26 protein-coding genes and 1 riboswitch are annotated in these 23,972 nt (G+C 72.4%); of the genes, 10 read left to right on the top strand and 16 right to left on the bottom strand.

Going from position 1 to position 23,972, the window contains the following annotated elements:
- Nucleotides 1–58: 58 nt before the first annotated feature.
- On the bottom strand, nt 59–208 hold the full coding sequence (locus N2041_RS11035) for a hypothetical protein (RefSeq protein ID WP_297678641.1): 150 nt from the start codon (nt 206–208) through the stop codon (nt 59–61).
- 202 nt (nt 209–410) lie between these two features.
- Here N2041_RS11035 and N2041_RS11030 point away from each other — a divergent pair, with 202 nt between their 5' ends.
- Nucleotides 411–956, top strand: coding sequence for a YbhB/YbcL family Raf kinase inhibitor-like protein (locus N2041_RS11030; protein ID WP_297678640.1), 546 nt, complete (start codon nt 411–413; stop codon nt 954–956).
- Nucleotides 957–1,068: 112 nt separating this feature from the next.
- Nucleotides 1,069–1,428 (top strand): YrdB family protein, encoded by a 360-nt coding sequence (locus N2041_RS11025; protein WP_297678639.1) that lies wholly within the window; start codon nt 1,069–1,071, stop codon nt 1,426–1,428.
- A gap of 122 nt (nt 1,429–1,550) precedes the next feature.
- Here the strand turns inward: N2041_RS11025 and katG are convergent, their stop codons facing one another.
- The 4 genes from katG to N2041_RS11005 form a co-directional block, all read right to left on the bottom strand.
- Nucleotides 1,551–3,716 carry a catalase/peroxidase HPI gene (gene katG, locus N2041_RS11020; protein WP_297678638.1) on the bottom strand — a complete coding sequence of 722 codons (2,166 nt, stop codon included), beginning with the start codon at nt 3,714–3,716 and terminating at the stop codon, nt 1,551–1,553.
- 204 nt (nt 3,717–3,920) lie between these two features.
- Nucleotides 3,921–4,622 carry a hypothetical protein gene (locus N2041_RS11015; RefSeq protein ID WP_297678637.1) on the bottom strand — a complete coding sequence of 234 codons (702 nt, stop codon included), beginning with the start codon at nt 4,620–4,622 and terminating at the stop codon, nt 3,921–3,923.
- A 414-nt stretch (nt 4,623–5,036) separates the two neighbouring features.
- A complete protein-coding gene (locus tag N2041_RS11010) occupies nt 5,037–5,465 on the bottom strand; it encodes a DUF1801 domain-containing protein (RefSeq protein ID WP_297678636.1) in 429 nt (142 codons plus the stop codon).
- Entirely contained in the window at nt 5,462–5,884 is a 423-nt protein-coding gene (locus tag N2041_RS11005; RefSeq protein ID WP_297678635.1) for a DUF1801 domain-containing protein, read from the bottom strand. The genes N2041_RS11010 and N2041_RS11005 overlap by 4 nt, the downstream gene beginning before the upstream one ends.
- Nucleotides 5,885–5,971: 87 nt before the next feature.
- Here N2041_RS11005 and N2041_RS11000 point away from each other — a divergent pair, with 87 nt between their 5' ends.
- A complete protein-coding gene (locus N2041_RS11000; protein WP_297678634.1) occupies nt 5,972–6,307 on the top strand; it encodes a YnfA family protein in 336 nt (111 codons plus the stop codon).
- Between the two features lie 78 nt (nt 6,308–6,385).
- On the opposite strand, the gene N2041_RS10995 is transcribed toward N2041_RS11000, so the two are convergent.
- From N2041_RS10995 to N2041_RS10985, 3 genes are all read right to left on the bottom strand, one after another.
- Nucleotides 6,386–6,769, bottom strand: coding sequence for a VOC family protein (locus N2041_RS10995; RefSeq protein ID WP_297678633.1), 384 nt, complete (start codon nt 6,767–6,769; stop codon nt 6,386–6,388).
- On the bottom strand, nt 6,762–7,601 hold the full coding sequence (locus N2041_RS10990; protein ID WP_297678632.1) for a MerR family transcriptional regulator: 840 nt from the start codon (nt 7,599–7,601) through the stop codon (nt 6,762–6,764). Before N2041_RS10990 ends, N2041_RS10995 begins: the two co-directional genes overlap by 8 nt.
- 95 nt (nt 7,602–7,696) lie before the next feature.
- Complete coding sequence (locus N2041_RS10985; protein WP_297678631.1) at nt 7,697–8,116, bottom strand: EamA family transporter; 420 nt, start codon at nt 8,114–8,116, stop codon at nt 7,697–7,699.
- 90 nt (nt 8,117–8,206) lie between these two features.
- Between N2041_RS10985 and N2041_RS10980 the strand changes: the two genes are divergently transcribed.
- Nucleotides 8,207–8,509, top strand: a complete 303-nt coding sequence (locus tag N2041_RS10980) for a hypothetical protein (protein ID WP_297678630.1) — start codon at nt 8,207–8,209, stop codon at nt 8,507–8,509.
- A gap of 12 nt (nt 8,510–8,521) precedes the next feature.
- Here the strand turns inward: N2041_RS10980 and N2041_RS10975 are convergent, their stop codons facing one another.
- A complete protein-coding gene (locus N2041_RS10975) occupies nt 8,522–10,363 on the bottom strand; it encodes a DUF190 domain-containing protein (RefSeq protein WP_297678629.1) in 1,842 nt (613 codons plus the stop codon).
- Nucleotides 10,364–10,437: 74 nt separating this feature from the next.
- A riboswitch (Fluoride riboswitch) is annotated at nt 10,438–10,514 on the bottom strand.
- Between the two features lie 145 nt (nt 10,515–10,659).
- Here N2041_RS10975 and N2041_RS10970 point away from each other — a divergent pair.
- Together N2041_RS10970 and N2041_RS10965 are read left to right on the top strand one after the other, a co-directional pair.
- Nucleotides 10,660–11,196, top strand: a complete 537-nt coding sequence (locus tag N2041_RS10970; protein WP_297678628.1) for a phosphoglycerate mutase family protein — start codon at nt 10,660–10,662, stop codon at nt 11,194–11,196.
- A gap of 173 nt (nt 11,197–11,369) precedes the next feature.
- Nucleotides 11,370–12,131, top strand: a complete 762-nt coding sequence (locus tag N2041_RS10965; RefSeq protein WP_297678627.1) for a hypothetical protein — start codon at nt 11,370–11,372, stop codon at nt 12,129–12,131.
- 40 nt (nt 12,132–12,171) lie between these two features.
- Here N2041_RS10965 and dnaN read toward each other — a convergent pair whose 3' ends face one another.
- Nucleotides 12,172–13,320 carry a DNA polymerase III subunit beta gene (gene dnaN / locus N2041_RS10960; RefSeq protein ID WP_297678626.1) on the bottom strand — a complete coding sequence of 383 codons (1,149 nt, stop codon included), beginning with the start codon at nt 13,318–13,320 and terminating at the stop codon, nt 12,172–12,174.
- A gap of 212 nt (nt 13,321–13,532) precedes the next feature.
- On the opposite strand from dnaN, the gene N2041_RS10955 reads away from it, so the two are divergent.
- From N2041_RS10955 to N2041_RS10945, 3 genes are read left to right on the top strand one after another with little or no spacing between them, the layout of a single operon-like run.
- Entirely contained in the window at nt 13,533–14,621 is a 1,089-nt protein-coding gene (locus N2041_RS10955; protein ID WP_297678625.1) for an iron ABC transporter substrate-binding protein, read from the top strand.
- A gap of 7 nt (nt 14,622–14,628) precedes the next feature.
- Nucleotides 14,629–16,230, top strand: coding sequence for an iron ABC transporter permease (locus N2041_RS10950; protein ID WP_297678624.1), 1,602 nt, complete (start codon nt 14,629–14,631; stop codon nt 16,228–16,230).
- Nucleotides 16,136–17,260, top strand: a complete 1,125-nt coding sequence (locus N2041_RS10945; protein ID WP_297678623.1) for an ABC transporter ATP-binding protein — start codon at nt 16,136–16,138, stop codon at nt 17,258–17,260. Before N2041_RS10950 ends, N2041_RS10945 begins: the two co-directional genes overlap by 95 nt.
- A gap of 16 nt (nt 17,261–17,276) precedes the next feature.
- Here the strand turns inward: N2041_RS10945 and N2041_RS10940 are convergent, their stop codons facing one another.
- From N2041_RS10940 to N2041_RS10930, 3 genes are all read right to left on the bottom strand, one after another.
- Nucleotides 17,277–18,128, bottom strand: a complete 852-nt coding sequence (locus N2041_RS10940) for a VOC family protein (protein ID WP_297678622.1) — start codon at nt 18,126–18,128, stop codon at nt 17,277–17,279.
- A 261-nt stretch (nt 18,129–18,389) separates the two neighbouring features.
- Nucleotides 18,390–19,733: an ATP-binding protein gene (locus N2041_RS10935; protein WP_297678621.1), complete on the bottom strand. Its 1,344-nt coding sequence runs from the start codon at nt 19,731–19,733 to the stop codon at nt 18,390–18,392.
- Nucleotides 19,734–19,755: 22 nt separating this feature from the next.
- Nucleotides 19,756–20,181: a tyrosine-protein phosphatase gene (locus tag N2041_RS10930; RefSeq protein WP_297678620.1), complete on the bottom strand. Its 426-nt coding sequence runs from the start codon at nt 20,179–20,181 to the stop codon at nt 19,756–19,758.
- 68 nt (nt 20,182–20,249) lie between these two features.
- Here N2041_RS10930 and N2041_RS10925 point away from each other — a divergent pair, with 68 nt between their 5' ends.
- Nucleotides 20,250–21,053, top strand: a complete 804-nt coding sequence (locus N2041_RS10925) for an enoyl-CoA hydratase/isomerase family protein (protein WP_297678619.1) — start codon at nt 20,250–20,252, stop codon at nt 21,051–21,053.
- A gap of 480 nt (nt 21,054–21,533) precedes the next feature.
- On the opposite strand, the gene N2041_RS10920 is transcribed toward N2041_RS10925, so the two are convergent.
- From N2041_RS10920 to N2041_RS10910, 3 genes are read right to left on the bottom strand one after another with little or no spacing between them, the layout of a single operon-like run.
- Nucleotides 21,534–22,379 (bottom strand): methyltransferase dimerization domain-containing protein, encoded by an 846-nt coding sequence (locus N2041_RS10920; protein WP_297678618.1) that lies wholly within the window; start codon nt 22,377–22,379, stop codon nt 21,534–21,536.
- A gap of 1 nt (nt 22,380) precedes the next feature.
- The gene (locus N2041_RS10915; RefSeq protein WP_297678617.1) at nt 22,381–23,166 is read right to left on the bottom strand and encodes an alpha/beta hydrolase; all 786 of its coding nucleotides are present in this window, start codon (nt 23,164–23,166) and stop codon (nt 22,381–22,383) included.
- Between the two features lie 46 nt (nt 23,167–23,212).
- Nucleotides 23,213–23,947 (bottom strand): hypothetical protein, encoded by a 735-nt coding sequence (locus N2041_RS10910; protein ID WP_297678616.1) that lies wholly within the window; start codon nt 23,945–23,947, stop codon nt 23,213–23,215.
- Nucleotides 23,948–23,972: the final 25 nt, after the last annotated feature.

Below are 23,972 nucleotides of genomic sequence, written 5' to 3'. Positions count from 1 at the left end.
CGGGCGCCGGTTCTCGAATGGTGTTCGGAGATTGTACGCGGCCCGGCGGCCCGTTGCCTCAGCTGAACAGCGCGAGCGCCGCCGCCGCCAGCGCGAGGGGCAGCGCCATGCAGCCCGCCGCACGGCCGACCTTCCGCTGGCGGCCCTGCCGGGTGAGCGGAATGCCCGTCTTCCGGGCGATGCGCCCTTTCGCGGCCGAGATCCCCACGGCGCGCTTCCACGAGAACGAGAACCCGTACGTGCGGCGTCGGCGCGGCATCCTGCTCACCCCCGGATGGCGTGGTCGGGCGCATGGTAGCGAACCCGGCCCGCCGCCGCCGCGCCCCCGCCCGTTGAACCGGCGCCCGGCACGGCGGATACTCCGCCGCGGCAGGCCCGGGGCCTGAACCCGGGCGCCGCCGGGGCTTCGCATGCACCGCTTCCGCGCCGTCCTCCCGCTCCTCGCGCTCGTTCTCGCTGCGGCCTGCGGCGGCGATGGCGGCGCGCCCGCCGCCCCGGTCGTCATCCGGCTCGAAAGCCCGGACATCCCGTGGGGCGACGACATCCCGGCCCGCTTCACCTGCGACGGCAACGACGTGTCGCCGCCGCTCGCATGGTCCGGCGCGCCGGCCGAGGCGCAGGCGTTCGCCATCATCCTCGAAGACCCGGACGCTTCCGGCTTCGTCCACTGGGCGCTGTTCGACCTGCCGGCCGATGCGGCGTCGCTGCCGGAGGGGGCCTCGCCCGGCGGGGCGCTGCCGGGCGGCGCCGCCGAAGGGAAGAACGATTTCGGCAGGGCGGGCTACGGCGGCCCCTGCCCGCCGCGCGGCGCGACCCACCGCTACGTCTTCCGGGTCATCGCGCTCGATGCCCCGCTCGGGCTCGAACCCGGGACGCCCGGCACGCGGGTCCGGGCGGCGGCGGAGGAGCACGCGATCGCGGAGGGCCGGCTGGAGGCGACCTACCGTCGGCCGTGAGGCCGGACCGCGGGCGCGGATTCGCTGCCGCGCCCGGTGGCGTGGTACGGTCGGCAGGAGCCGCCGCCAGCTGCCGCTGTCGGGGCCGAAAACCCCTGCAGGACGTGTCCCCATGGCTGGCGTCATCCACCCGCCGCTCCGCTTCGCGCTCGAAATCGCCGGCCTCGTCATCCTCGGCGCGTGGGCCTATTCGCTCGCCGGCCCGGGCTGGCTGCGCGTCGTGCTGGCGCTGGCCGTGCCGATCGCCGTCGGCGCGCTCTGGGGCATCTTCCGCGTCCCGAACGACCCCGGGCAGGCGGTGGTCGCCATCCCGGGGCCGGCGCGGCTCGCGCTCGAGACGGCCGTTTTCGCCGCTGCCGCGGCGGCTGCCGCCCGGCTCTGGGGCGCCGGCCCGGCGGCGGTGTTCGCCGCGCTCGTGGCGGTCGACTACCTGCTCTCGTGGAGCCGGGTGAGCCGCCTCGCCGGCTGGTGACCCGGCCCGGCACCCGCCCCCGCCCGCCCCGGGAATGACGCCCGGGGGCTGCCCACTGGGCAGCCCCCGGTTCCTCGCTGCGTTCCCCTGCAGCGGGTGCGGCGGTTCGGCGCCGGCCGGCCTCAGCTGTGGAGGTCGAACCGGTCGAGGTTCATCACCTTGTCCCACGCGGCCACGAAGTCGCGCACGAACTTCTCCTGCGCGTCGTCGCAGGCGTACACCTCGGCGAGCGCCCGCAGCTCGGCGTTGTGGCCGAAGATGAGGTCGACGCGGGTGGCGTTCCACTTCACGGCGCCGGTCGCGCGGTCGCGGCCTTCGTACTCCTCCTCCGCCTCGCTCGTGGGCACCCACGTGGTGTTCATATCGAGCAGGTTGACGAAGAAGTCGTTGGTGAGCTGGCCGGGCCGGTTCGTCAGCACGCCGAGATTCGTCTCGCCGCTGTTCGCCGCGAGCGCCCGCATGCCGCCGACGAGCACCGTCATCTCCGGCGGGGTGAGCGTGAGGAGGGCCGCCTTTTCGATCAGGTGGTGCTCGGCGCGCTTCCGCAGGCCGGGCTTCCGGAAGTTGCGGAAGCCGTCCGCCTTCGGCTCGAGGTAGCCGAACGACTCGACGTCGGTCTGCTCCTGCGTGGCGTCCATCCGGCCCGGGGTGAACGGCACGGCGACCTCGAAGCCAGCATCCTTCGCCGCCTTTTCGACGGCCGCGCAGCCGGCGAGCACGATGAGGTCGGCGAGCGAGATGCGCTTGCCGCCGCTGGCCTCGCTGTTGAACCGCTGCTGGATGCCTTCGAGCACGCCGAGGATGCGGGCGAGCCGCGGCGGGTCGTTCGCCGGCCAGTCCTTCTGCGGGGCGAGCCGGATGCGCGCGCCGTTCGCGCCGCCGCGCCGGTCGGTGCCGCGGAAGCTCGAGGCCGACGCCCACGCGGTGAACACGAGGTCCGAGACGGAGAGGCCGGAGCCGAGGACGGCTGCCTTCAGCTTCGCGATGTCGTCGGCATCGACGAGCGGGTGGTCGACCGGCGGGATCGGGTCCTGCCAGGTCCACACCTGCGTCGGCTTGAGCGGGCCGAGGTAACGGGTGACGGGGCCCATGTCGCGGTGGATGAGCTTGAACCAGGCGCGGGCGAAGGCGTCCTCCAGCTCCTCCGGATGCTCGAGGAAGCGGCGGGCGATCTTCTCGTAGATGGGGTCCATCTTGAGCGCGAGGTCCGTCGTGAGCATGACGGGCGCATGCCGCTTGTTCGGGTCGTGCGCATCCGGCACGAGGTTCTGGGCCTCGGGGTCGGTCGGCACCCACTGCCAGGCGCCGGCCGGGCTCTTGGTGAGGTCCCAGTTGTACTTGAAAAGGGTCTCGAGGTAGGAGTTGTCCCACTTCGTCGGCGTCGGGGTCCAGGCGCCTTCGAGGCCGCTGGTGTAGGTGTCGCTGCCCTTGCCGGAGCCGTAGCTGTTCTTCCAGCCGAGGCCCTGCTCGTGGATGGGCGCGCCGCCCGGCTCGGGGCCGACGTAGCTGGCCGCGTTGGCGCCGTGCGTCTTGCCGAAGGCGTGGCCGCCGGCGATGAGCGCCACCGTCTCCTCGTCGTTCATCGCCATCCGGCCGAACGATTCGCGGATGTCCTTCGCGGCCGCGAGGGCGCTGGGCACGGCGTTCGGGCCCTCCGGGTTCACGTAGATGAGGCCCATCTGGATGGCGGCGTACGGCTCTTCGAGCTCGCGCTCGCCGTGGTGCCGGTCATCGCCGAGCCACTCGTCCTCCGGGCCCCAGTCGATGTCCTCCGGCTCCCAGACGTCTTCGCGGCCGAAGGCGAAGCCGGCCGTCTTGAAGCCCATCGATTCGAGGGCGACGTTGCCGGCGAAGGCGATGAGGTCGGCCCAGCTGATCTTCTTGCCGTACTTCTTCTTGATCGGCCAGAGGAGGCGGCGGGCCTTATCGAGGTTCGCGTTGTCCGGCCAGCTCGCCAGCGGGTCGAACCGCTGCGTCCCGCGGGAGGCGCCGCCCCGGCCGTCGTGGACGCGGTAGGTGCCGGCCGCGTGCCACGTCATCCGGATGAAGAGCGGGCCGTAGTGGCCGTAGTCGGCCGGCCACCAGTCCTGCGAGGTCGTCATCAGCTCGATGAGGTCGCGCCGGAGCGCTTCGACATCGAGCGTCTTCAGCTCCTCCCGGTAGTCGTAGCCGGGGTCCATGGGGTCGGAGGCGGGATGGTTCTGGCGGAGCAGGGAGAGGTCGGGCTGTTCGGGCCACCAGTCGCGGTTGCGCTTGCCCTTCAGCTTCATCGTGCCATCGGCGGACATGGGCGGTACTCCTCCAATGCGGTGTGCGGGTGAGCGGCGGATGGTGCGCGGGCCCGGGCGCGCGCCGGGAGGGCGCGCCGCCGCCCGTGCGAGGGTAGCGGACCGGCCGCGGCGGGAGGTGAACGGCCTTCCGGCCGCCCCGGCCGCGAAGCGATAGTAGGGCGTGTTTTAGACTCTGTCCAGTTCTGGAGTTACTGCGAACGTTCAGATCTCGGCAGGCTCTTCGTAAGCGTCGAGGACCGAGTCGGACAGGTGCTCGACGTGCGGCAGGGCGGCAATCTCCCGCACGGCGTCGTAGGAGAGATAGGTGCACCGCTCCGCAAGGCTCCTCGGCTCGATGAGCGAGAAGACAGGTCGCCGAATTTCGTGGAGGACCTTCTCTCGCCGTGCCTCCGGGGCAACGATGTGGAGCTTGATGTCCATGTTCGGCTGGAGTGCGAGCAGGTCGGCCATCCTGAGAATTCCCGAATAGATCGATGTGGTGTGCTCGACCTCGAAAGCGCGCCGGATGGAGCGCCCCTTGAGCCAGAGCACGTCGATCTGTTCGATGGTCCGCAGGGTGACATCGTCGTAGTTGAGGGGGAGGCGCTCGATGAGTGAATCCGGGTCTCCCTTCCACTCGGCCTTCACCCTGGCACGGTCGTTCGGGGGTATCCACACCTTCAGCCGCATCCGCGAGCCGATGGTGGCGAGGAGCGCCTGTATCTGAAGGGACTCGCGGACCTCGGGCAGCGACGTGCCGTCGTTCGCGGCCTCATCTTCGGGAACGACAACCACGACATCGCGGTCCGTGCCACGGACGAGCGCCACCTGAACCGAGGGAGGTACGGGATAGACGACCGGATTCTCTTTCTGGCGATCGAGCTCGCGTGTGATAACCATCCCGTCTTCGTCTGCGACCGTCACCAGATTCGTCCTGAGCGGTGCTGTCCAGTACCGGAACGTCTTCGGATGTTCACGGGTAAATGAAAGCTGAGTCCAGATACAGTCTTCCATCATCGGGATTGCATGCTCAAGCGGAAGCAATGAACGGGGATGCACGGACACGAGAACGCGATGCTGGCTCTCGGTTTCTGGCGACGCGATAGCCACCTCACCCGTTGCTTCGAGAACGGCTGCCCATCGGGAAGCTCGCGTCACGTAGCAAACAAAGAAGTCTCCGGCCTTCACGCGGTGAGCCTGACGAAGATGCCGCTCATGAAACTTGACTGTGGAGCCCCCCGACGCTCGGAAAGCTTCATATGTTTCGGGCGAGAAGATGCAGGTATAGAAGGCCATTGGCTATCCGACCTCACTGTTCCGCCAATGGTAGCGCCCCGCTCAGAAGCCCGCCCAGCCGGGGCGCGCGGCCGCCTGCCGCACCCACGCCTCCAGCTGCTGCTCCAGCGCATCGAACCCGCCTTCGGGGATATCGACCCAGCGCGCATCCGGGTCTTTCCCCTTCCCCGGCGGCTCTGGTTCGAGCGCGGCGCCGGCGAAGAACGTCACCTTCACGGCGCGCGTCAGGCAGTGGACGGAGCAGAACCAGCCGAGCCCCTCGACGCCGTAGAACGGCGAGTTCCAGCGGACGGCCTTCTTCACGCCCGGCACGGCGCGCTCGACCAGCGCATCGAAGCGCCGGCCGACCTCCTGCTTCCAGCCCGGCATCGCTGCGATGTAGGCCTGCACCGGGGCGTCGCCGTCGCCCTTCGGGATTTGCGGGTTGCCGCCGGCGAGCAGCCGCGGCGCATCACCGCCCGCGCCGCTCACCGGGCGCGCGCCTTCGCGGCCTTCGCCGCCTCGTTGAGGTCGGCGGCGGCGCGGACGAGCTGGCGGAAGGCCTCGGCGTCGAGCGTATCGCCCTCGGCGAGGTCGATGGCGCGGCGGGTGCCGCCGCCGAAGCCGGCGTTGAAGAGCCCCGCCGGGTCGGGCAGGCTCGCGCCGCGGGCGAAGGTGACCTTCACCTTCCCGCGGTACGCCTCGCCGGTGCAGAGGAGGCCGGCGTGCGACCACGCGACGACGCCGAGCGGGTTCGTCGGCTTCACCCACTTCAGCTCTTCGACCACGCCGGGGACGGCCTCGCGGATGAGCTCGCGGATGAGGGTGAGCGTCCCGGCGCGCCAGCCGCCCCACGCGGCGATGCGCTCAGCGATGGGGTCGGTGCCGGCGGGCGGAGCGGTTTCGGCCATACGGTGGGGACCTCCAGTGCGGCGGGGCGGCCCGGCGCGGCGGCTGGTACGCTCGGGGGCGAAACCCCCTTCGCTGGTGCGCCGACCATGCCGGAGCCCTACCGCGCCATTCTCGTCTTTTTCCTCGCCGGCTGCGCGGAGCTGTTCGGTTCGTGGCTCGTCTGGCAGTGGCAGCGGGTCGACCGGCCGTTCCCGTTCGGGCTGGCGGGGGCCGCGGTGCTGTTCACTTACGGCCTCATCCACACGCTCCAGAGCGAATCGGAGTTCGGGCGCATCCAGGCGGCCTACAGCGGCATGTTCATCGTGCTCGCGCTCGCCTGGGGCGCCATCGCCGATGGCTGGCGGCCGGACCGGTGGGACCTCGCCGGGGCCGGGCTCGCGCTCGCCGGCATGGCGCTGATGATGTTCGGCCCGCGGGGCTGACGCGCCGGCGCCTCCTTCAGCCAAGGACCCGGATCGCATCGGGGCCGCTGGTGCCGGCGCGATGAGCTGGCGCCCGTGTCACCGCTGCCCGGCTGGCTGGAACAGTTCGACAACGTTGCCCGAAGGGTCGAGCAGGAGAATCTGCGAACCGCCGGGCCCGGTGACGATCTCATTGCGGAACTCGCAGCCTTCGGCCTTCAGCCGCGCAACCTCGGCCGCGAGGTCGGGGACGATGACGTGGATGCGGTTCCAGCCCCCGGGTCCCGGAATCGCGCCGTCCGGCATCGGCCGGCCGGCCGAACTCTGCGGCCCGGCGAGCAACAGGCGCAGGTTGCCGCGGCGAACCGAGCCGAACGCCGGCGCAGCGTCAGATTCGACGGTGAAGCCGAGGTGGTCGGTATAGAAGGCCAGCGCCTTCGCGACATCGTCCACCATGTAGCGGACGTGGACCGTTTCATCCATGGAAGACCTCCCGGTCTGATGTTGTTGCCTTGCCGGCGGCCGCGGTGCGCAGCGCCAGTTCGACGAACGGGATGAGGCGCGCGGAGAGTTCGTCGCGGATGCGGCGGTACGCCGCCAGCCGCGCCTCGGCGGACCCGCGCACGGCCGCCGGGTCGGGAAAGTGCCAGTGCAGCGTGCTGTGCGCGCCGGCGATCCTGGCGCAGGTCTCCCGCATCGCATCCGAGAGCGTGATGACGTAGTCGAAGGGGCCCGTCACGTCGCTGAGAGCCTTCGAGTGCGCCTCCCGCCAGTCGATGCCCGCCTCCGCGAGGACGGCGATGGCCATCTCGCTCACCGGCGCAGGGCGCGCGCCGGCCGATTGCACGCGGAAGCGTTCGCCGCCGAGCCGCGTCAGCAGGGCTTCGCCGATCTGACTTCGGCCGGAGTTCGCCTGGCACAGGAAGAGCACAGCGATCGGTGCGGACGGCTCCGGCCGGCGCCCCGGGCCACTGGTGGCGCGCCAGGTCGCCTCAAGGTCACGGAGTTGGCCGTCGAGCCATTCCAGGTCGGCCCTGCGTGCGGCAATTGCCTCGCGCTGGCGCCGGAGCGCGGCGAGCAGTTCGTTCCCGCCGCCGCGGTCGAAGGTGAGCCGCGCCAGGCGGCCAGCCTCCGCGGTGGGGAGTCCGACCCGCCGCAACGCGACGACCAGCCGAAGCAGGCTGACATCGTGCGTCGTGTACTGGCGGTAGCCATTCTCACCTCGCGGTGCTGGCGGCAGCACGCCAGCGGACTCGTACCAGCGCAGGCCCGATGGCGAGATCCCGGCGGCCCGTGCAGCTTCTGCAATGTTCATGGGGGAACTCTAGACTTTCCAGTTGCTGCAAGGTCAACACGCGCGCATGCCCCATCGCCAGGGCAGCGGCGGCCCCTGCGCCGCCCTCTGCCCCCTCACCCCAGCGCGATCAGGATCGTCCCCGCCGTCACCAGCGCAGCGCCGGCGGCCACCCCCCAGCTCAGCCGCTCGCCGAGGAAGACCGCCGCGAACACGACCGTCAGCACCACCGAAAACCGGTCCACCGGCGCCACCTTCGAGGCCGTGCCCAGCTGCAGCGCCCGGAAGTAGAACAGCCACGAAATCCCCGTCGCCAGGCCGGAGGCGATGAGGAACCCGACCGTCCCCCGCGAGAGCTTCCCGAGCTCCTGCTGCGCCCCCGTCGCGAAGACGATCCCCCACGCGAACACCAGCACCACCACCGTCCGGATCGCCGTCGCGAGGTTCGAATTCACGTCCTTCACGCCGAGCCGGCCGAGGATCGCCGTGGCCGCCGCGAACACCGCCGAGAACAGCGCGAAGACGAACCAGCTCACGCCTTCACCCTGCCTTTCCAGCGTGGACATTGCGGCTTGACAGAGTTGCGCCGCCCGGCGACCTTCGAGCCATCCGCCAGGGAGGACGGCATGCGCTCACATATCCTGACCACCCGCACCGTCCCCGCGGCGGCCCTCGCCGCCAGCATGCTGCTCCTCATCCCGTTCGGGGCGATGCTGGTGACGGACGCCGTCCGGTGGGGTTTCCTGGACTTCGCGGCTGCCTGGCTGCTCGTTTTCGCCACGGGGGCCGGCATCAGTGCGGCCGCGCGTGCGCGCTCTATGCCGCTGCTGGGCCGCCTGGCAGCCGCGGCGGCAATCGCGGCGCTCGTGGCGGTGGCCTGGGGCGAGCTGGCCGTTGGCCTCTTCGGCAGCCCATTTGCGGGCACCTGAGCCTCCCCGCCCTCAGCTCCCGGCCTGCGCCGCGGCATCCGGCTCTCCTTCGAAGTCGTCGTCGAACACGTCATCGACCACGACCGCGCCCTTCTCGAGGTGCCAGTGCTCCACCGTCTTGTGGACGATGACCTTGCCGGCGAGGAGGTCGCCGTGGCGCTCGCAGAACCGTTCGAGCGCGTCGGTTTCGCCCACCAGTTCGACGCAGAGCATCAGCGACTCGTTCGTCACTTCGGGCGAGGTGCTGCGCGCGTGGATGTCGGCATTGCCGCTGAACCCGTAGTGCGTCGGGTGGGCGATGGCGTTCATCAGGCCGTCGCGCCGGGCGGCGTCGATGATTTCGCGGTAGAGCGGGCGGCTGCGGAGGAAACCGCCGAGGCCGCGGCGCGGCGCGCGCTCCTTCGGCGCCAGGTAGATGCGCACGAGCCCGAGCTCGCGCCGCCGGACGCGGTGGTTCGAATCCATGCCAGGTTCTCCTTCTGCGGGGGTTTTCCCGTTGAACACGTCGAAGATGGCGGGCAGCGGCAGCTGGTCGGCCGCCTTCGCCTCCCGCACCACGCGCAGCGGCGCCTCCGGCGGCACCGTCGCCGGCCGCACCTTCGGCGTCGCCACCCGCTGCGAGAGGTAGATGCCCGAGTGCCCGCTCACGAGGTAGGACACGAAGCAGGCGACGGCGAGGTAGGGCGCGCCCGCCGAGCCGAACAGCTCGATGCCCATCACGGTGCAGGCGAGCGGCGTGTTCGCCGCGCCGGCGAAGACGGCCACGAAGCCGAGCCCCGCGAAGAGGTCCGGCGGCGCCTGCAGCACATCCGCCACCTGGTTGCCGAGCGAGGCGCCGATATAGAAAAGGGGGGTGACTTCGCCGCCTTTGAAGCCGCTGCCGAGCGAGACCGCCGTGAAGACGATCTTCCAGAACCAGGCGAACGGCGACGCGCCCCCCGCGTGGAAGCTCGAGACGATGGTCGTCGCGCCCGGCTCCGGCGAGGTGACGCCGAGCCCGAGGTAGTCGCGCGTACCCAGCGCGAAGACGAGGCCGATGACGACGAGGCCGCCGGCCGCCGGCCGGAGCAGCGGCTGGCGGATGAGCCGGCGGAAGAGCCGGCCGAGGCCGTGGGCCAGCTCCGCGAAGAACACAGCCGCCAGGCCGAAGACGATGCCGGCGAGGCACGCCTTCGCGAGCAGCAGCACATCGAACGGGAGGTTGCCGCTCCGGCCGGTGACGGTGACCTGGTAGGCGGTGTGGTGGACATCCCACGCGGCGGCCGTGAAATCGGCGGCGAGGGCGGCGTAGAGCACCGGGATGAGGGCGCTGTACTCCATCCGGCCGATGGCGAGCACCTCCATCGCGAAGATGGCGCCCGCGATCGGGGTGCCGAAGACGGCGCCGAAGCCGGCCGCGATGCCCGCCATGAGCAGCGTCCGCAGGTCGTCCGGGCCGAGGCGGAGGAGGCGGTTGAAGGCGCTCGCGATGCCGCCGCCCATCTGCACGGCGGTCCCTTCGCGCCCGACGGAGGCGCCGAAGAGGTGGGCGCCGACGGTGGCGATGAAGATGAGCGGCACGATCCGGGGCGGGATGCCGCCGCCGGGCCGGTGGATCTCATCGACGAGCAGGTTGTTGCCGCCCTCCACGCTCCGCCCCCAGCGGTGGTAGAGCGCGGCGCTCGCGATCCCGGCGAGCGGGAGCAGGTAGAGCAGCCACGGGTGGTCCCAGCGGGCTTCGGTCGCGTGTTCGAGCAGCCAGAGGAAGAGCGCCGAAACGGTCCCGATGGCGGCCGCGACGGGAGTGAGGAGCAGGAACCACTTGGCGAGGTAGCGGATGACGGCGAGCTGGTCGCGGAAATCGATGAGCGGCATCAGGCGGCCCCCTTCCGGGGGCCTCGCAGGTGGCCGGGGTCGCGGGTCGTCTCCAAAAAACAAACTCCTGCACAGGGGGTGCAGGAGTCATCAGCACGCCGGGCGCCGTGCCGGCGGCGGTTGACGGCAGGACTCCATCGCCGTGGCTTTCAGCCTACCGGGCTGGCTGGCTGCTGGCAACCCCCGGCCCGGCGTGGAGCCCGAGGGCGCGGAAGGCCGCCACCTTCACGAAATCCGCCGCGAGCGCGCCGGCCCGGCCGCCGGTACACTCTGCCGACCCCCAGCGAAGCCGCTCTATGAAAACCGCTATCGTCATCCGCCACGCCGAGCGGCAGGACCGCGCCGACAACGCCTCCGGCCTCTCGCCGGCCGGCGTCGCCCAGGCGCGCGCCGCCGGCGCCCGCTGCCCGCGGTTCGACCTCGTGGTGACGAGCCCGCTCCCCCGGGCGAAGGAGACCGCCGCCGCGATGGGCTTCGCCGTCAGCCGGGTGCACCCCGCCCTCCAGGAGATCGGCGAACGGGTGGAGGCGCACGTCCGCTGGAGCGACGGCTACCGGGCCTGGGCCGAAGCGCGCCGCTCGGCGCCGGCGGTCGCCGCGTACGCCGACGCCCTCGCCGCGCTCGTCCGCGGCTGGCTCGATGAGGTGCCGGAAGGCGGCGCGCTCCTTGTCGTCACCCACGGCGGCATCGTCGAAGCACTGGCGGCCGGCCTCGCGCCCGGGTTCGATGGCGGGGCGCTCGAGCCCGGCGCCGGCTACGCCGAGGGGTTCGAAGCCCTCATCGCGGCTGCCGGGGAGCCGGCGCTCCGCCGGTTCCCGGCCCCGCGGGGCTGACCGGGCGGCCGGGGCGCGCCGGGGCAGCCGCCCCCGGGGCGGCCGGCGCCCGGCTCACACGTTACGACGGAACCGTGAGGGTCGCATTGACGTTCTCTGTGGGTGTGGCATCCTCCACCCGGGCCGGGCGGGCGCAGGGTCCGGACGGCACGCGCAGTTCGCAGGAGGTCGAGATGGAGCGGAAGCGCCTGAACTGGCGGCTCGCGGGGCTCGCCGCGGCCGTGGCAGCTGTGGCCGTAGGCGGGTTCGCGCTGGGAAGAGCCTTGCTCGGGTCCGATGGCCCGGCCGATGGCGCGCCGGGCGATGGGGCGCCGCTGCCAGCACCGGTGCCCACGGAGACGATCGACACGAGCAAGCCCGGCTGGGGCTTGCCGTACCTCGACGCCGATAAGGCGCTGCCCCGCTACGACCAGGTGGTCAACGGCATCGCTGTCGGTCCTTCGGCGAAGCACGAATCGAGGTGGTGCGCCCCGGGCCAGGCGCAGTGGGTCGATGCCCGCGAAGCCGACGGGACGCCGCTCGCCCTCCCGGGGTCGTTCCCTGCCGGCGGTGTGCCGGGGGAAGCCCGCGCCGTGCGCTGCGGCGACACCATCGTCCACACCGAAGTCACCATCGCATTCCCCGCCTCGCCGACCGCGGCGGCGAAGGTCGCCTCCGGGAAGAGCTGGTTCGATGTCCAGCACGGCGGTGTGATGACCATCTACAAGGACCTTGCGACGTCGCCGGGCTTCGCCTCGCAGATCGCATCGGAGCGCTGGGAGGCTGCGAGCGTGAACGGGCTGCCTGCGGCGCTCGGTCGTGCCGTCTTACGCGATGAATTCGGCGAGAGCGCCGTCGTCGTGTGGGATGAACGGCGCAACCTGCAGGTCGTGGTCCGGGGCGTCGACGTCCACGTCGATGACCTGCTCGCCGTCGCCGCGGAGGCGCTGAAGTGAGCGCGAAGGCGCAGCGCCCGGCGCGAACCCCCTCAGGCGCCTACCACTGCACGAACATCGGCATCACGACGTGGACGTAGCCCGGCTCGGGCACGCCGTTCTCGTCCACCGGGCGGAAGACGCCCTGCGCTGAGGGGCTCGTCATCTCCAGCGCCACCCGGCCGCTGCCCAGCACGTTCAACACGTCCTGCAGGTAGCGGCTGTTGAACGCGATCCGCGAGGCGTCGCCCTCGATGACCGCATCGAGCTTGCCTTCGTTGCCGCCGACTTCGTCCGCGCGGGCGCTGATCGTCAGCTGGCCCGGCATCCCGCCTTCGCCCGGCGTCATGATCAGCCGGATGATGCCGCTCCCGTCGCGGGCGAAGATCGCCGCGATGCGCGCCTCCCGCTTGAATTCGTCCACGTCGACGATCATCCGCGTGTTGAACTGCGCGGGGATGAGCTGGTTGTAGTTCGGGAAGGTGCCCTGGATGAGCTGGGCGACCATCTGCACGTCGTCCCATTCGAAGAGCACCTGCGAGCGCTGCGGGTTGATCCGCATCTCGACCGGCAGGTTCGAATCGCCGATGAGGCGGGAGAGTTCGCGCAGGGCCCGCGCCGGCACGATGACCTCGATCGTCTCCGCCGGCGACTCCTCCAGCTGGATATCGGCGACGGCCAGCCGGAAGCCGTCGGCGGCGGCGAGGGTGAGCCGCGGGCCGTCGCTCTTCAGGTGGACGCCCGTGAGCACGGGCCGCGAATCATCCGTGGCGGCGGCGAACTCCACGCGCTCGATCGCCCGCTTCAGCGCCTTCGGGTCGAACTTCACCGCCACGCCGTCGCGGATCTCGGCGACGCGGGGGAAATCGGCCGGGTCCATCGCGTTGATGGTCGAATCGTTGCGGGCGCATTCGATGCGGAGCTGGCGGCCGCTCGCCGGCGCCTCGAGCGAGACGGTCGCGGCCGGCAGGTTCGCCACGAAGTCGTTGATCAGGCGCGCGGGCACCGTCGTCGCGCCCGGCTCATCCACCTTCGCGCCGACCCACGCGACGATCGAGATATCGAGGTCCGTCGCGGCGAGCCGGAGCTTCCCCTCCTCCGTCTGCAGCAGCACGTTGGAGATGATGGGGATGGTGGCGCGCGTGGCCACGGCCCGGCCGACGATGGCGAGGCCGCGCTGGAGGTTTTCCTGGAGCACCTGGACTTTCATGTGTTCACCCGCCTGATCCGATTCGCGGATCCGCCCGTGATTATAGGTTCGCCCTCCCGTGGTGGCGAGCACCGCGCCGAAGCGCGTAGACGCCTTCGCAATTGTGGCCGACCCTGCCAAATCGCACGGAAGAGGCCAGATTTGACACCAAAATTAGGTGACCCTAATCTCCCCGGTGTGACATCTCTCCGCGTGAGGCAACGCTCAGCCCCATGAATCTCCTGCGCACCCTCGCACTGGTCGCCCTCGCGGCGGCTATCCCCCTCGCGGCCGCGGCTTGCGGCGGCGACGACGATGACGAGCCGACGCCGGCGGCCACCGCTACCGGCACCGCCGCCGCGACGGCCGCCGCCAGCCCGACGCCGAAGCCCTCCGGCTCCATCACCGTCTACTCCGGCCGCGGCGAAGCGCTCGTGAAGCCGCTCTTCGAACAGTTCACGAAGGACACCGGCATCACCGTCAACGTGAAGTACGGCGATTCGGCCCAGCTCGCCACGCTCCTCGCCGAGGAAGGCAGCGCCTCGCCGGCCGACGTCTTCTTCCCGCAGGATGCCGGCGCCCTCGGCGCCATCGCGAAGGCAGGCCTCTTCGAAAAGCTGCCCGAAGCCACGCTTACGAAGGTCCCCGCCGCCTACCGCGCGAAGGACGGCACCTGGGTCGGCGTCTCCGGCCGCGCCCGCGTCATCGTCTACAACACCTCCCTCAACCCCGCCGACCTCCCCACCTCCGTGAAGCAGCTCACCGACCCGAAGTGGAAGGGGCAGGTCGGCTGGGCGCCCACCAACGGCTCGTTCCAGTCGTTCGTCACCGCGCTCCGGAAGCTCGAGGGCGACGCCGCCGCCGAGAAATGGCTGCGCGACATGATCGCGAACGACGTGAAGGTCTACAAGGACAACCGTGCCATCGTGAGCGCCGTCGCGGCCGGCGAAGTGAAGCTCGGCCTCGTCAACCACTACTACCTCTGGAGCTTCATCAAGGACCAGGGCGAAGGCTTCGCCGCCCGCAACCACTACACCGCCCCGGGCGACCCGGGCACGCTCGTCAACGTTGCCGGCGTCGGCCTGCTGAAGACGTCGAAGAACAAGCCCGCGGCGCAGGCGTTCATCGACTACCTGCTTGCGAACGCGGCGCAGGAGTACTTCGTGAAGCAGACCTACGAGTACCCGCTCGTGGCCGGCATGGCGGCGGACCCGCGCCTGCCCGCGCTCGATTCGCTGAAGCCGCCCGCGATCGACCTGAGCGACCTGAACGACCTGCAGGGCACGCTCGCGCTGCTCCGCAAGGTCGGCGCGCTCCAGTAACCCCGCGATGGCGGCGGCCTTCCTCCCCCTCCGCCGCAGCGCACGGCGAGCCCCGCTGGCCCTCTGGCCGCCGGGGCTCGCCGTCGTGCTCGCCACGCTCGTGCCGGCGTGGTACCTCTTCCGCCGGAGCACCGAGCGCGGCTGGGCGCCGTGGGAGGAGGTGCTGCGCGATGCGGCCTGGCCGCTGCTCGCGCGGTCGCTCCAGCTCTCCCTCGTCGTCGCCGTCGCCTGCATCCTGGTTGCGCTGCCCGCGGCCTGGCTCACCACGCGGACCGACCTGCCCTTCCGCCGCACGTGGTCCGTCCTGATGGCCGCGCCGCTCGCCATCCCCTCCTACGTGATGGGCATGACGGTCGTCGAATTCCTCGGGCCGAAGGGGATGCTGCAGGGCTGGCTCGAACCGTTCGGCGTCGAGCGTCTGCCGGAGGTCTACGGCCTCTGGGGCGCCGCCTACACGCTCACCGCGGTCAGCTTCCCCTACGTCTACCTCGTGCTCCGGGGTGCCCTCGCGGCGGCCAGCTCGGCCGAGGAGGAGGCCTCCCGCTCGCTCGGGGTCGCGCCGTGGCCCACCTTCTTCCGGGTCGTGCTGCCCGGGCTCGTCCCCGCGCTCGCCGCCGGGCTCCTCCTCGTCATCCTCTACGTCCTGAGCGACTTCGGCGGCGTCTCCACGCTCAACTACACCACGTTCACGCGCGACATCTTCATCGAATACCAGACGAGCTTCGACCGGACCCGGGCGGCGATCCTCGCCTGCGTGCTGGTCGCCGTCGCCGCTGTCATCCTCGTCGCCGAGCTGACGGTCCGGCGGCGGGCAGCGGGCCGCACGTCCCGCCGCTCGGCGCCGCCGCGGCCCGTGCCGCTCGGCCGCTGGCGGTGGCCCGCGGTCGCCTTCCTCGCGCTCGTCGTGCTCGCCTCGCTTGCGCTCCCGCTCGGGGTGCTCGGCTACTGGCTCGCCCGCGGCCTGCAGGTCGGGGCGAACTTCCCCGATATCGGCGAAGCGGCCCGCCACTCGCTCCTGCTCGCCCTCGCCGCGGCCGGGCTGACGGTGGCGCTGGCGCTGCCGCTCGCCATCCTCGCCGCCCGCTACGGCGGCCCCGGCGCGGCCGCCCTCGAGCAGACGGCCTACCTCACCCACGCCCTCCCCGGGCTCGTCGTCGCGCTCTCGCTCGTCTTCTTCGGCATCCGCTACGCGCAGCCGCTCTACCAGACGACGTGGATGCTGCTCTTCGCCTACCTCGTGCTGTTCGTGCCGAACGCGCTCTCGGCGCTGCGGGCGAATCTCCTCCGCCTGCCGCCGCGGCTCGAAGAGGCGGGCACCTCGCTCGGGCGGCCGCCGCTGCGGGTGCTCGCGACGGTCACGATCCCGCTCGCGCGGCCCGGCATGGCCGCCGCCGCGGCGCTCGTCTTCCTCACCGTGCTGAAGGAGCTCCCGGCCACACTCTTGCTCTCGCCCCCCGGCTTCGAAACCCTGCCCGGGCTCGTCTGGGGCCGAACCTCCGACGCCCTGTATGCTGGTGCAGCGCTGCCCGCGCTCGTCCTCGTCGGGCTCGCGCTCATCCCCCTCGTGGTGCTGGCCTGGAGAGGCGACCCTGCGACCCTCGAATCCTGACCCGTCCCCCCGCCCGGCCGCGGAGGCGCTCCGCATCGATGCCGTCGACGTCCACTACGGCCGCTTCCGCGCCGTCCACGGGGCGACGCTCGTCCTCGCCCCGGGCGAACTCGTCGCCCTCCTCGGCCGGAGCGGCAGCGGCAAGACGACACTGCTGCGCGCCGTCGCCGGCTTCGAACGGGTGACCGCGGGCGAAATCCGGCTCGCCGGCGAACTCATCGAAAGCCCGCAGCACCACGTGCCGGCGCACCGCCGCTCCGTCGGCCTCGTCTTCCAGGAGTACGCCCTCTTCCCGAACCAGACCGTCGCGGGCAACATCGGCTACGGCCTGCCGCGCGGCGAGCGCGGCCGGGTGGAGGCGCTCCTCCGCCTCGCCCACCTGGAGGGGCTCGAAGGCCGCTACCCCCACCAGCTCTCCGGCGGCCAGCAGCAGCGGGTCGCGCTCCTCCGCTCGCTCGCGCCGCGGCCCCGCGTCCTCCTCCTCGATGAGCCGTTTTCGAACCTCGATGCCGGCCTCCGCGTCCAGATGCGCGACGAGGTCGCGGCCATCCTCCGCGCCGAGGGCATGACCGCCCTGCTCGTGACCCACGACCGCGCCGACGCGATGGCGATCGCCGACCGGGTCGCCGTGATGGACGCGGGCGAAATCGTCGAGGTGGCGACGCCGCGCGCGCTCTACTTCGAACCCGCGACCCGCACGGCCGCCTCCTACGGCGGCGACGTCCAGTTCGTGCCGGGCGAGGCGTTCGGCGCGGCGGCGGAGTGCCCGCTGGGACAGCTGCCGCTGGCGCGGCCGTTCCGCGGCCCGTGCGACCTCCTCATCCGGCCGGAGTGGCTGCGGCTCCGGCACGGGGGCACGCCGGCGCGGGTCTGCGCGCGGCGGTTCGAAGGTGCCGTGACGCGGCTCGACCTCGAGGTGGGGGGCCACCTCCTGCGGATGACCGCGCCGTCGAGCGACCTCGCCGACCCGGGCGAGGCGGTGGCCGTCACCGTCGCCGTCCCCGCCGTCCCCTTCCCGCGCGCGGGGTGAGGGGGCGGCTCCGCCGCTACTCCTCGAACAGCTGGAAGAGCACCCCGCCCGAATCCCGCGGGTGGATGAACGTGTGCCGCTTCCAGTCGTTCTCGATGATGCCGCCCCACGGCTCGATCCCCTCCGCCCGCAGCGCCTCGACCGCACGGTCCACCGAGGCGACCTCGCAGCAGATGTGGTGCATCCCCGGCCGCCGCGTCGCGATGAACTTCTGCACGAAGCTGTCCTCCCGCGTCGGCGCGATCACCTCGAACTGCAGCTTGCTCCCCGGGATCGACATCACGGCGCCCCGGTAGCCGAGGTGCTCGTCCTCCCACTCCGAAAGCAGCTGCATGCCGAACACCCGCTCCTGCCAGGCGACCTGCTTCGCCAGGTCCGGCACGGCCATCGAGACGTGGTCGACCCGCTGGAGGTCGACGATGCCGCCGCCCGCGTTCCGGTCGACCTCCGGCGCCGGCCGGTGCGCGACGAACAGCTGCCAGAGGATGCCGCCGCTGTCCTTCGGGTGGATGTACGTGACGTACCAGGCGCCGTCGTCCTGGATGCCGCCGAAGGGGGTGATGCCGAGCCGCTCCAGCTCCTTCGCCGCCGCGTGGATGTCCTCCACCTCGACGGTGATGTGGTGGAGCCCCGGCCCGTTCTGGTCGAGGAACTTCTGCACGAACGAATCCGGCCGGGCCGGCGAGATGACTTCGAACTCGATGCCGGTGCCCCGCACCTGCGAGACGCAGCCGTCGAAATCCTGGTTCGGGCCGGCCTCCCAGTGGTGCAGGAACTTGAAGCCGAGCAGCCGCTCGAGCTTCGCCGACTGGGCCCGCCAGTCGGCCGCCGCCATGGAGATGTGGTCGACACGGGTGATGGGCAGCAAGAGGCGCTCCGGGATGGAAGGTGGTGGGCGCTCATCATACCGGGAGGGGAGGGAGCAGGGAGGAGAGAGCAGGGAGGAGGGAGCAGGGAGAAAGGGAGAAAGGGAGAAAGGGAGAAAGGGAGAAAGGGAGGGGGCCCTGTACGAAGTGGCGGCGAGCGCCGGGGCGCGCTGCGGTTCGAACTGCTCCGCGGCGAAAAATTCACCAGACGGTGGCGAAATTTCGCGCGTTTAGCGGTCCGCGTGGGCGTGAACCGCGGCGGCTCAGGCGCGCCAGAGCGCGTCGAGGGGCAGCGCCCAGAGCCGGTCGCCCGCGGGGAGCGGCTCCGGGTGGGGCGAGAGGACGGCGCCCGCGATGAACCGGCTGCCCAGCTCGTCGCGGAGCGCCGCGAGGCCGCGGAAGTCCCGCCGCTCCGGCCGCGCGGCCGCCTTCACCTCAAGCGCGGCCACCCGGCCGTCCGGCGCCTCCAGCACGAGGTCGACCTCGAGGCCGGCGTACGTCCGCAGGTAGCTGACCGACGGCGCGGTCTCGCTCCAGGTCGCCTGCTTCCGCACCTCGGCGACGGCGAACGCTTCGAGCAGCTGGCCCGCCGCCTCGGGCACCCGCTCCGCCATCGCCGCGCCGCTGCCGGCGAGCGCAGCCGCGAGGCCCGGGTCCGCCAGGTACAGCTTCGGGCTCTTCGTCAGCCGGGCGGAGAAGTTCGTCGACCAGGCCGGCAGCGGCGCCAGCAGGTAGAGCGTCTCCAGGTGGCGCAGGTAGCGGGTCACCGTCGAATGCGGCAGGTGGAGGTCCTGCGCCAGGCCCGCAACGTTCGCCGTGCTGCCGACCCGGCCGGCGATCAGCCGCAGGAGCGCGGGGACGGCGGCGACGTGCTCGATGGCGGCGATGTCCCGCAGGTCGCGCCGGATGATGGTGTCGAGGTAGGAGGCGAACCAGCGCCGCCGCCGCGCGGGCAGCTGCCGGCCGACCGCCTCCGGGTAGCCGCCGGCCTCGGCGAGCCGGAGGTACTCAGCCCGGCCGAGCTCCGAAGGGCCGAGGCCGGCCGCCGGGCTGCCCGCGAACAGGGCATCGAGGAACCCCTCGCGCCGGCCGCGCAGCTCGCCCTGGCTGAGGGTGTGGAGTTCGATGATCTCGACCCGGCCGGCGAGCGAATCCGCCACCTGCGGCAGGGCGAGGAAGTTCGCCGAGCCGGTCAGGAGGAAGCGGCCCGGCGCCGGGTCGTCGTCGACCGCCCGCTTGATCGCGAGCAGCAGCTCCGGGAGCCGCTGCGCTTCATCGATGACCAGCGGCTGCCGGGCCGCGCTGGCAGCGAGCCCCGCCGGGTCGGCCCGGGCGAGGTCGAGCGTCAGCGGGTCATCGAGGGTGAGGTAGCGCCGGCCGGTGCGCTCGGCGATGGCGCGGGCGAGGGTGGATTTGCCGCACTGGCGCGCCCCGGCCAGGTAGACGGCCCGGGTGTCAGCCAGCGCCTCCAGCACGAGCGGCTCGATGTTCCGCCGGTACATGTTCGAAATGCTACCGTTCGATGGTGAAATTTTCACCACCGTCAGCGCTGCAGAGCCCGCGCCCGGGGCGACCAGCCGGCGCGCCAGCGGTGAAAAATTCGCCACCCGGTGGTGAATTTTCGCGCGTTCAGCGGGCGGCCGCCGCGCCGCCCTCCCGCTCCAGCTGCTCCAGGATGTAGCGCACCACCCGGCCCGTCCGGTCCATCCCGGCGCTGCAGTGCACCAGCACCGGCTTTGGCAGCTCGAGGAACGCCCGCCACGCCCGCTCGTACTCCTCCGGCCGGTACGGGTGCGTCAGCTGGTCCAGCGTCGGCAGGTGGAAGACTTCGAACCCGCTCTGCCGGTACCGCTCCAGCAGCCCTTCCGGCGCCGCCTTCCGGTAGAGCCAGAGCTGGTCGTTCCCGATGAGGCACATGATCGACCGGATGCCGAACCGCCGCGCCTCCGCAATCCACCGGTCCACCGCCTCGTCCCGCACCGTCAGCTCCGGCCCCGGCGCATAGCCCGGCCGCGGGCTCGTCGCAATCAGCCCTTCGATCACCCAGTTCGGCATCTTTCCAGTAGTCTAGCCCGCGGCCCGCTCACGGTCCGGGCCCGAATGTCCTTTCGCAGGAGTGCCCCATGGCCGCCGAGTACCAGCACCTCCGCATCGCGACTGCCGACGGCATCGCCCTCGTCACCCTCGACCGCCCGGAGGTCTACAACGCCGCGAACGACGTCCTCCACGCCGAGCTGACCCGCGTCTGGCGCGACCTCGATGCCGACCCGGCGGTGCGCGTCATCGTCGTCACCGGCGCGGGCGACCGCGCCTTCTCCGCCGGCGGCGACCTCGCCGATATCGAAGCCCGCGCCGCCCTCCCCGCCGAGGAGCGGTTCGAGGCCGTCGTCCGCGTGATGAAGGAGGCGGAGGCGATCGTCTACGAGATGATGACCTGCGAAAAGGTCATCATCTCCGCCATCAACGGCGTCGCCGTCGGCGCGGGGCTCGCCGTCGCCCTCATGGCCGACATCTCGATCATCGCCGAAGAGGCGCGGCTGACGGACGGCCACGCGCGGCTCGGCGTCGCGGCCGGCGACCACGCCGCCATCATCTGGCCGCTCCTCTGCGGGATGGCGAAGGCGAAGTACTACCTGCTCACGTGCGACTTCATCGACGGGCGCGAAGCGGAGCGGATCGGGCTGGTGAGCCGCTGCGTGCCGCGCGAGCAGCTGATGCCGGAGGCGATGCGCATCGCCCGCCAGCTCGCCGACGGTCCCCAGCACGCGCTCCGGTTCACGAAGAAAGCGCTCAACCAGTGGCTCCGGCTCGGCGGCATCACGGCGTTCGACTACTCGCTCGCGCTCGAGATGCTCGGCTTCTTCTCCGCCGCGCCGGCGGAGGGCGCCCGCGCCATCCAGGAGAAGCGCCCGCCCCGCTGGGGGTAGGGGAGGGCCGCCGTTCGGCGGCGCGGGATGGCTCGCCGCCTTCGGCGGCATCGCCGCGGGATGCGGCCGCGCCGCGGCCGCGCGGGCGGGCGCTTCGCGCCCGGGGAGGGAGAGAGGGAGAAGGGAGAGAGGGAGAAGGGAGAGAGGGAGAAGGGAGAAGGGAGAGAGGGAGAAAGATGCCGCCCTCCTTGCCCCCAACTTCCAACCTCCGACTCCCAACTCCGTCGTCGCGGGGCTCCGTCTCCGCGGGGCGCGATGCGCCCAACGGATGTCCCCGGGAAGCGGGAAGCGGGAACCGGGAGACGGGAGGCGACGGACACGCGGGTCCCAACCTTCAACCTCCAACCTTCAACCTCCAACCTCCCGCCGCCCCGGCGCCGACGCGGAGCGCCGGCATCCCGCGGCGCCGCCGCCGGGAGGCGGCCAGCCATCCCGCGCCCCCGCACGGCGGCATCCAGCCTCGCCGCCTGCGGCCTCCCCCTACACCAGCCCGCGGCTCGCCGCCAGCACCATCCAGCCGCCCGTCCCCTTCACCGGCGCTGCGCCGTCGAAGCGCAGGCCCGTCCGCTCCAGCAGCTTCCGCCACTCTTCCAGCCCGCGCAGGCGGCCCCGGCCGAGCGCCAGCAGCTCGAGGTCGCGCAGCGCCAGCCCCGGCGCGGCCCGCGGGTCCGCCGGCACGACCGGTTCGAGCAGGAGCAGCCGGCCGCCCGGCGGCAGCGCGGCGTGCGCTGCCGCGACCTCGGCCGCGGCCTCCGCATCGGCGAGGCAGCTGAGCCCGCCGCCGGCCGCGAGCGGCACGCCCGGCGACGCGGCCCGCCATGTCCGCTCGAGCCACGCCCGCGCGGCCGGGCTGCCGATGATGCATCCCGGCGCCGGGACATCGCCCGCGGCGCGGCGGAGCGCCTCGGCTGCGCCCGGCGGCGGCGCGAACCCCTCCCCGCCCGCCCGCGGGACCGACGGCCGGCCGGTCTCCACCGCCTCGAGCAGCCCGCCCCAGGCCTCCCACTCGCGGTTCGCCAGCGCCAGCAGCCGTTCGAGGTAGTCGCCCGGCGCCTGCCGGCAGAGCAGGCCGGCCACCGGGGTCGCGCCGTAGCGCCCATCCTCGCCGAAGTCGAGCACGCCCTCGGCCGCCAGCGCGCGCAGCAGCCGGGTCAGTGCCTCCGGGTGCACCCCCGCCGTGCTCGCGAGCAGGAGCGCCGACTTCGGCTGGTCGCGGACGAGGTCGAAGATGCCGAGCCGGGCGGCGACGGCCATCGCCTGGACGAGCGCCGGCGCGGCGAGCGTCCGTTCGAGCCAGCCCGCGGCGCCGCGCTCCCGCCCGGCCACCTCACACCCCCGCCAGGAAGCTGCGCAGCGCCGCCTCCGTCTCCGTCGGCCGTTCGAGCTGCACCCAGTGCCCGGCCGGGATGCGCACCACCCGCGCCGCGGGCGCCGCCTGCGCGAGCAGCTCCGGGTAGCCGGGGTGGTCCATCCCTTCGATGACGAGCGAGGGCTGGCCTTCGAGCGCGGCCAGCAGCCGGCCGCCGAGCGCTGCCATCTCCTCCTCGCTGAATTCGAACAGCGGCGCCCAGAGCCCCAGCGCCACCTCCGGCGGCGTCGCCGCGCTCCGCGCCTCCACGCCCTCCCGCGCGGGTCCCGTCAGCCCGCCGAACATCGACCCGAACAGCTGCTGCCGGAAGGCGAGGTGCGTCTCCGGCGAGCGGATGACGGGCGCGATCGCGCGCATCTGCGCCGCGAATTCGCCCAGCGCCAGCGGCTGGTCGATGACGGCGATGCCGCGCGCGAAGCCGGGCATCCGCGCGGCGATGAACGCCGCGAGGAAGCCGCCGAAGCTGTGGCCGATGAGCACCGGCCGTTCGATGCCGAGTTCGCCGCAGAGCGCCGCGACGTCGTTCGCGAGCGCCTCCGGGAAGTAGGCGTGGTCGAACGGCCGGCCGGAAGCGCCGTGGCCGCGCATATCGGGCGCGATGCAGCGGAACTCGCCGGCGAAGCGCGGCAGCAGCGCCCCCCACGTCGCCGAGCTGTCGCACCAGCCGTGGAGGAAGACGAGCGGCGGCCCTGCGCCTTCGTCGCGGTAGTGGAGCGTCACGGTCGGGCGGGCGAACTCGGGCATGGGCGGCACCTCCGGAGCGGTCGGCGGGGCCGCCATTCTATACGGCTCAGGGGGCCGCTGCGTCCCCGGCCGCGAAGACCGCCGGCTCGGCCGCCGTCTGCGGGTCGGCCTTCGCGAGGGCCGCCGCATAGGCGGCGTAGGCGGCCTCGACGGCGGCCATCGTCTCCGCGCCCTTGCCGGCGAGGTAGCCGGCGTCGAGCCCTTTCGCGCAGGCCTCGGCCACGGCGGCCGCGTCGAGCTTCCCCGGCGCCGCCGTGGCGCAGAGCAGCCGGAGCGCGGCCTGCCGCCCCTGGATCGCGCCGATGGAGCCGTTCGGCGCGCCCGCCAGCCACGCGCCGACCGCCGCGCGGAGGTCGAACAGCGCCAGGGCGATGCGCTGCGCCGCCGTGACCGCCGGGTCGGCGCTGCAGGCGAGCGCGCCCGGGAGCGGCGCGGCGGCGCGGTCCGCCCCCGCAGCGGCGGAGGCCTTCGCGCAGAGCGCGTTCCAGCCCTCCGGGGTGCCCGCGGCCGCCGCGGCGACCAGCATCGCCTGCCAGTCGGCCGGCTTCACCGCCTGCCAGCCGCCTTCGGCCGGGAACCAGGCGGCGAAGTCCGGCTCGACGGGTTCGGCCGGCGCGGGCGTGCCAATCGCCGCGATGTAGGCCGGCGTCGCCGGCAGCGGCACGAGGATCGGCCCGACGAACGGCACCGCGGCGACCCCGGCTGCGAGGTCGGCGGTGGCGCAGCGCGCGGTGCTGAGGAAGAGGAGGGCGAGCACCACCCAGGGCAGCTTCCGGAACACACCCTGATCATCGGCAGGCGGGCCG

This window comes from Tepidiforma sp. (assembly GCF_026419595.1).
Classification (GTDB): Bacteria; Chloroflexota; Dehalococcoidia; order Tepidiformales; family Tepidiformaceae; genus Tepidiforma.
Note: the sequence above shows the minus strand (reverse complement) of the source record. Positions and strands in the feature narration are given on the sequence as shown.

Excerpts from the sequence above, each read along its gene's own strand:
- N2041_RS11030 (WP_297678640.1), top strand. The coding sequence starts at position 411 with ATGCACCGCTTCCGCGCCGTCCTCCCGCTCCTCGCGCTCGTTCTCGCT.
- N2041_RS11005 (WP_297678635.1), bottom strand. The coding sequence starts at position 5,884 with ATGGCCGAAACCGCTCCGCCCGCCGGCACCGACCCCATCGCTGAGCGC.
- N2041_RS10975 (WP_297678629.1), bottom strand. The coding sequence starts at position 10,363 with ATGCCGCTCATCGATTTCCGCGACCAGCTCGCCGTCATCCGCTACCTC.
- N2041_RS10930 (WP_297678620.1), bottom strand. The coding sequence starts at position 20,181 with ATGCCGAACTGGGTGATCGAAGGGCTGATTGCGACGAGCCCGCGGCCG.
- dnaN (WP_297678626.1), bottom strand. The coding sequence starts at position 13,320 with ATGAAAGTCCAGGTGCTCCAGGAAAACCTCCAGCGCGGCCTCGCCATC.
- N2041_RS10995 (WP_297678633.1), bottom strand. The coding sequence starts at position 6,769 with ATGGATGAAACGGTCCACGTCCGCTACATGGTGGACGATGTCGCGAAG.
- N2041_RS10950 (WP_297678624.1), top strand. The coding sequence starts at position 14,629 with ATGGCGGCGGCCTTCCTCCCCCTCCGCCGCAGCGCACGGCGAGCCCCG.
- N2041_RS10955 (WP_297678625.1), top strand. The coding sequence starts at position 13,533 with ATGAATCTCCTGCGCACCCTCGCACTGGTCGCCCTCGCGGCGGCTATC.
- N2041_RS11025 (WP_297678639.1), top strand. The coding sequence starts at position 1,069 with ATGGCTGGCGTCATCCACCCGCCGCTCCGCTTCGCGCTCGAAATCGCC.
- N2041_RS10925 (WP_297678619.1), top strand. The coding sequence starts at position 20,250 with ATGGCCGCCGAGTACCAGCACCTCCGCATCGCGACTGCCGACGGCATC.
- N2041_RS10965 (WP_297678627.1), top strand. The coding sequence starts at position 11,370 with ATGGAGCGGAAGCGCCTGAACTGGCGGCTCGCGGGGCTCGCCGCGGCC.
- N2041_RS10980 (WP_297678630.1), top strand. The coding sequence starts at position 8,207 with ATGCGCTCACATATCCTGACCACCCGCACCGTCCCCGCGGCGGCCCTC.
- N2041_RS10915 (WP_297678617.1), bottom strand. The coding sequence starts at position 23,166 with ATGCCCGAGTTCGCCCGCCCGACCGTGACGCTCCACTACCGCGACGAA.
- N2041_RS11000 (WP_297678634.1), top strand. The coding sequence starts at position 5,972 with ATGCCGGAGCCCTACCGCGCCATTCTCGTCTTTTTCCTCGCCGGCTGC.
- N2041_RS10970 (WP_297678628.1), top strand. The coding sequence starts at position 10,660 with ATGAAAACCGCTATCGTCATCCGCCACGCCGAGCGGCAGGACCGCGCC.
- N2041_RS10990 (WP_297678632.1), bottom strand. The coding sequence starts at position 7,601 with ATGAACATTGCAGAAGCTGCACGGGCCGCCGGGATCTCGCCATCGGGC.
- katG (WP_297678638.1), bottom strand. The coding sequence starts at position 3,716 with ATGTCCGCCGATGGCACGATGAAGCTGAAGGGCAAGCGCAACCGCGAC.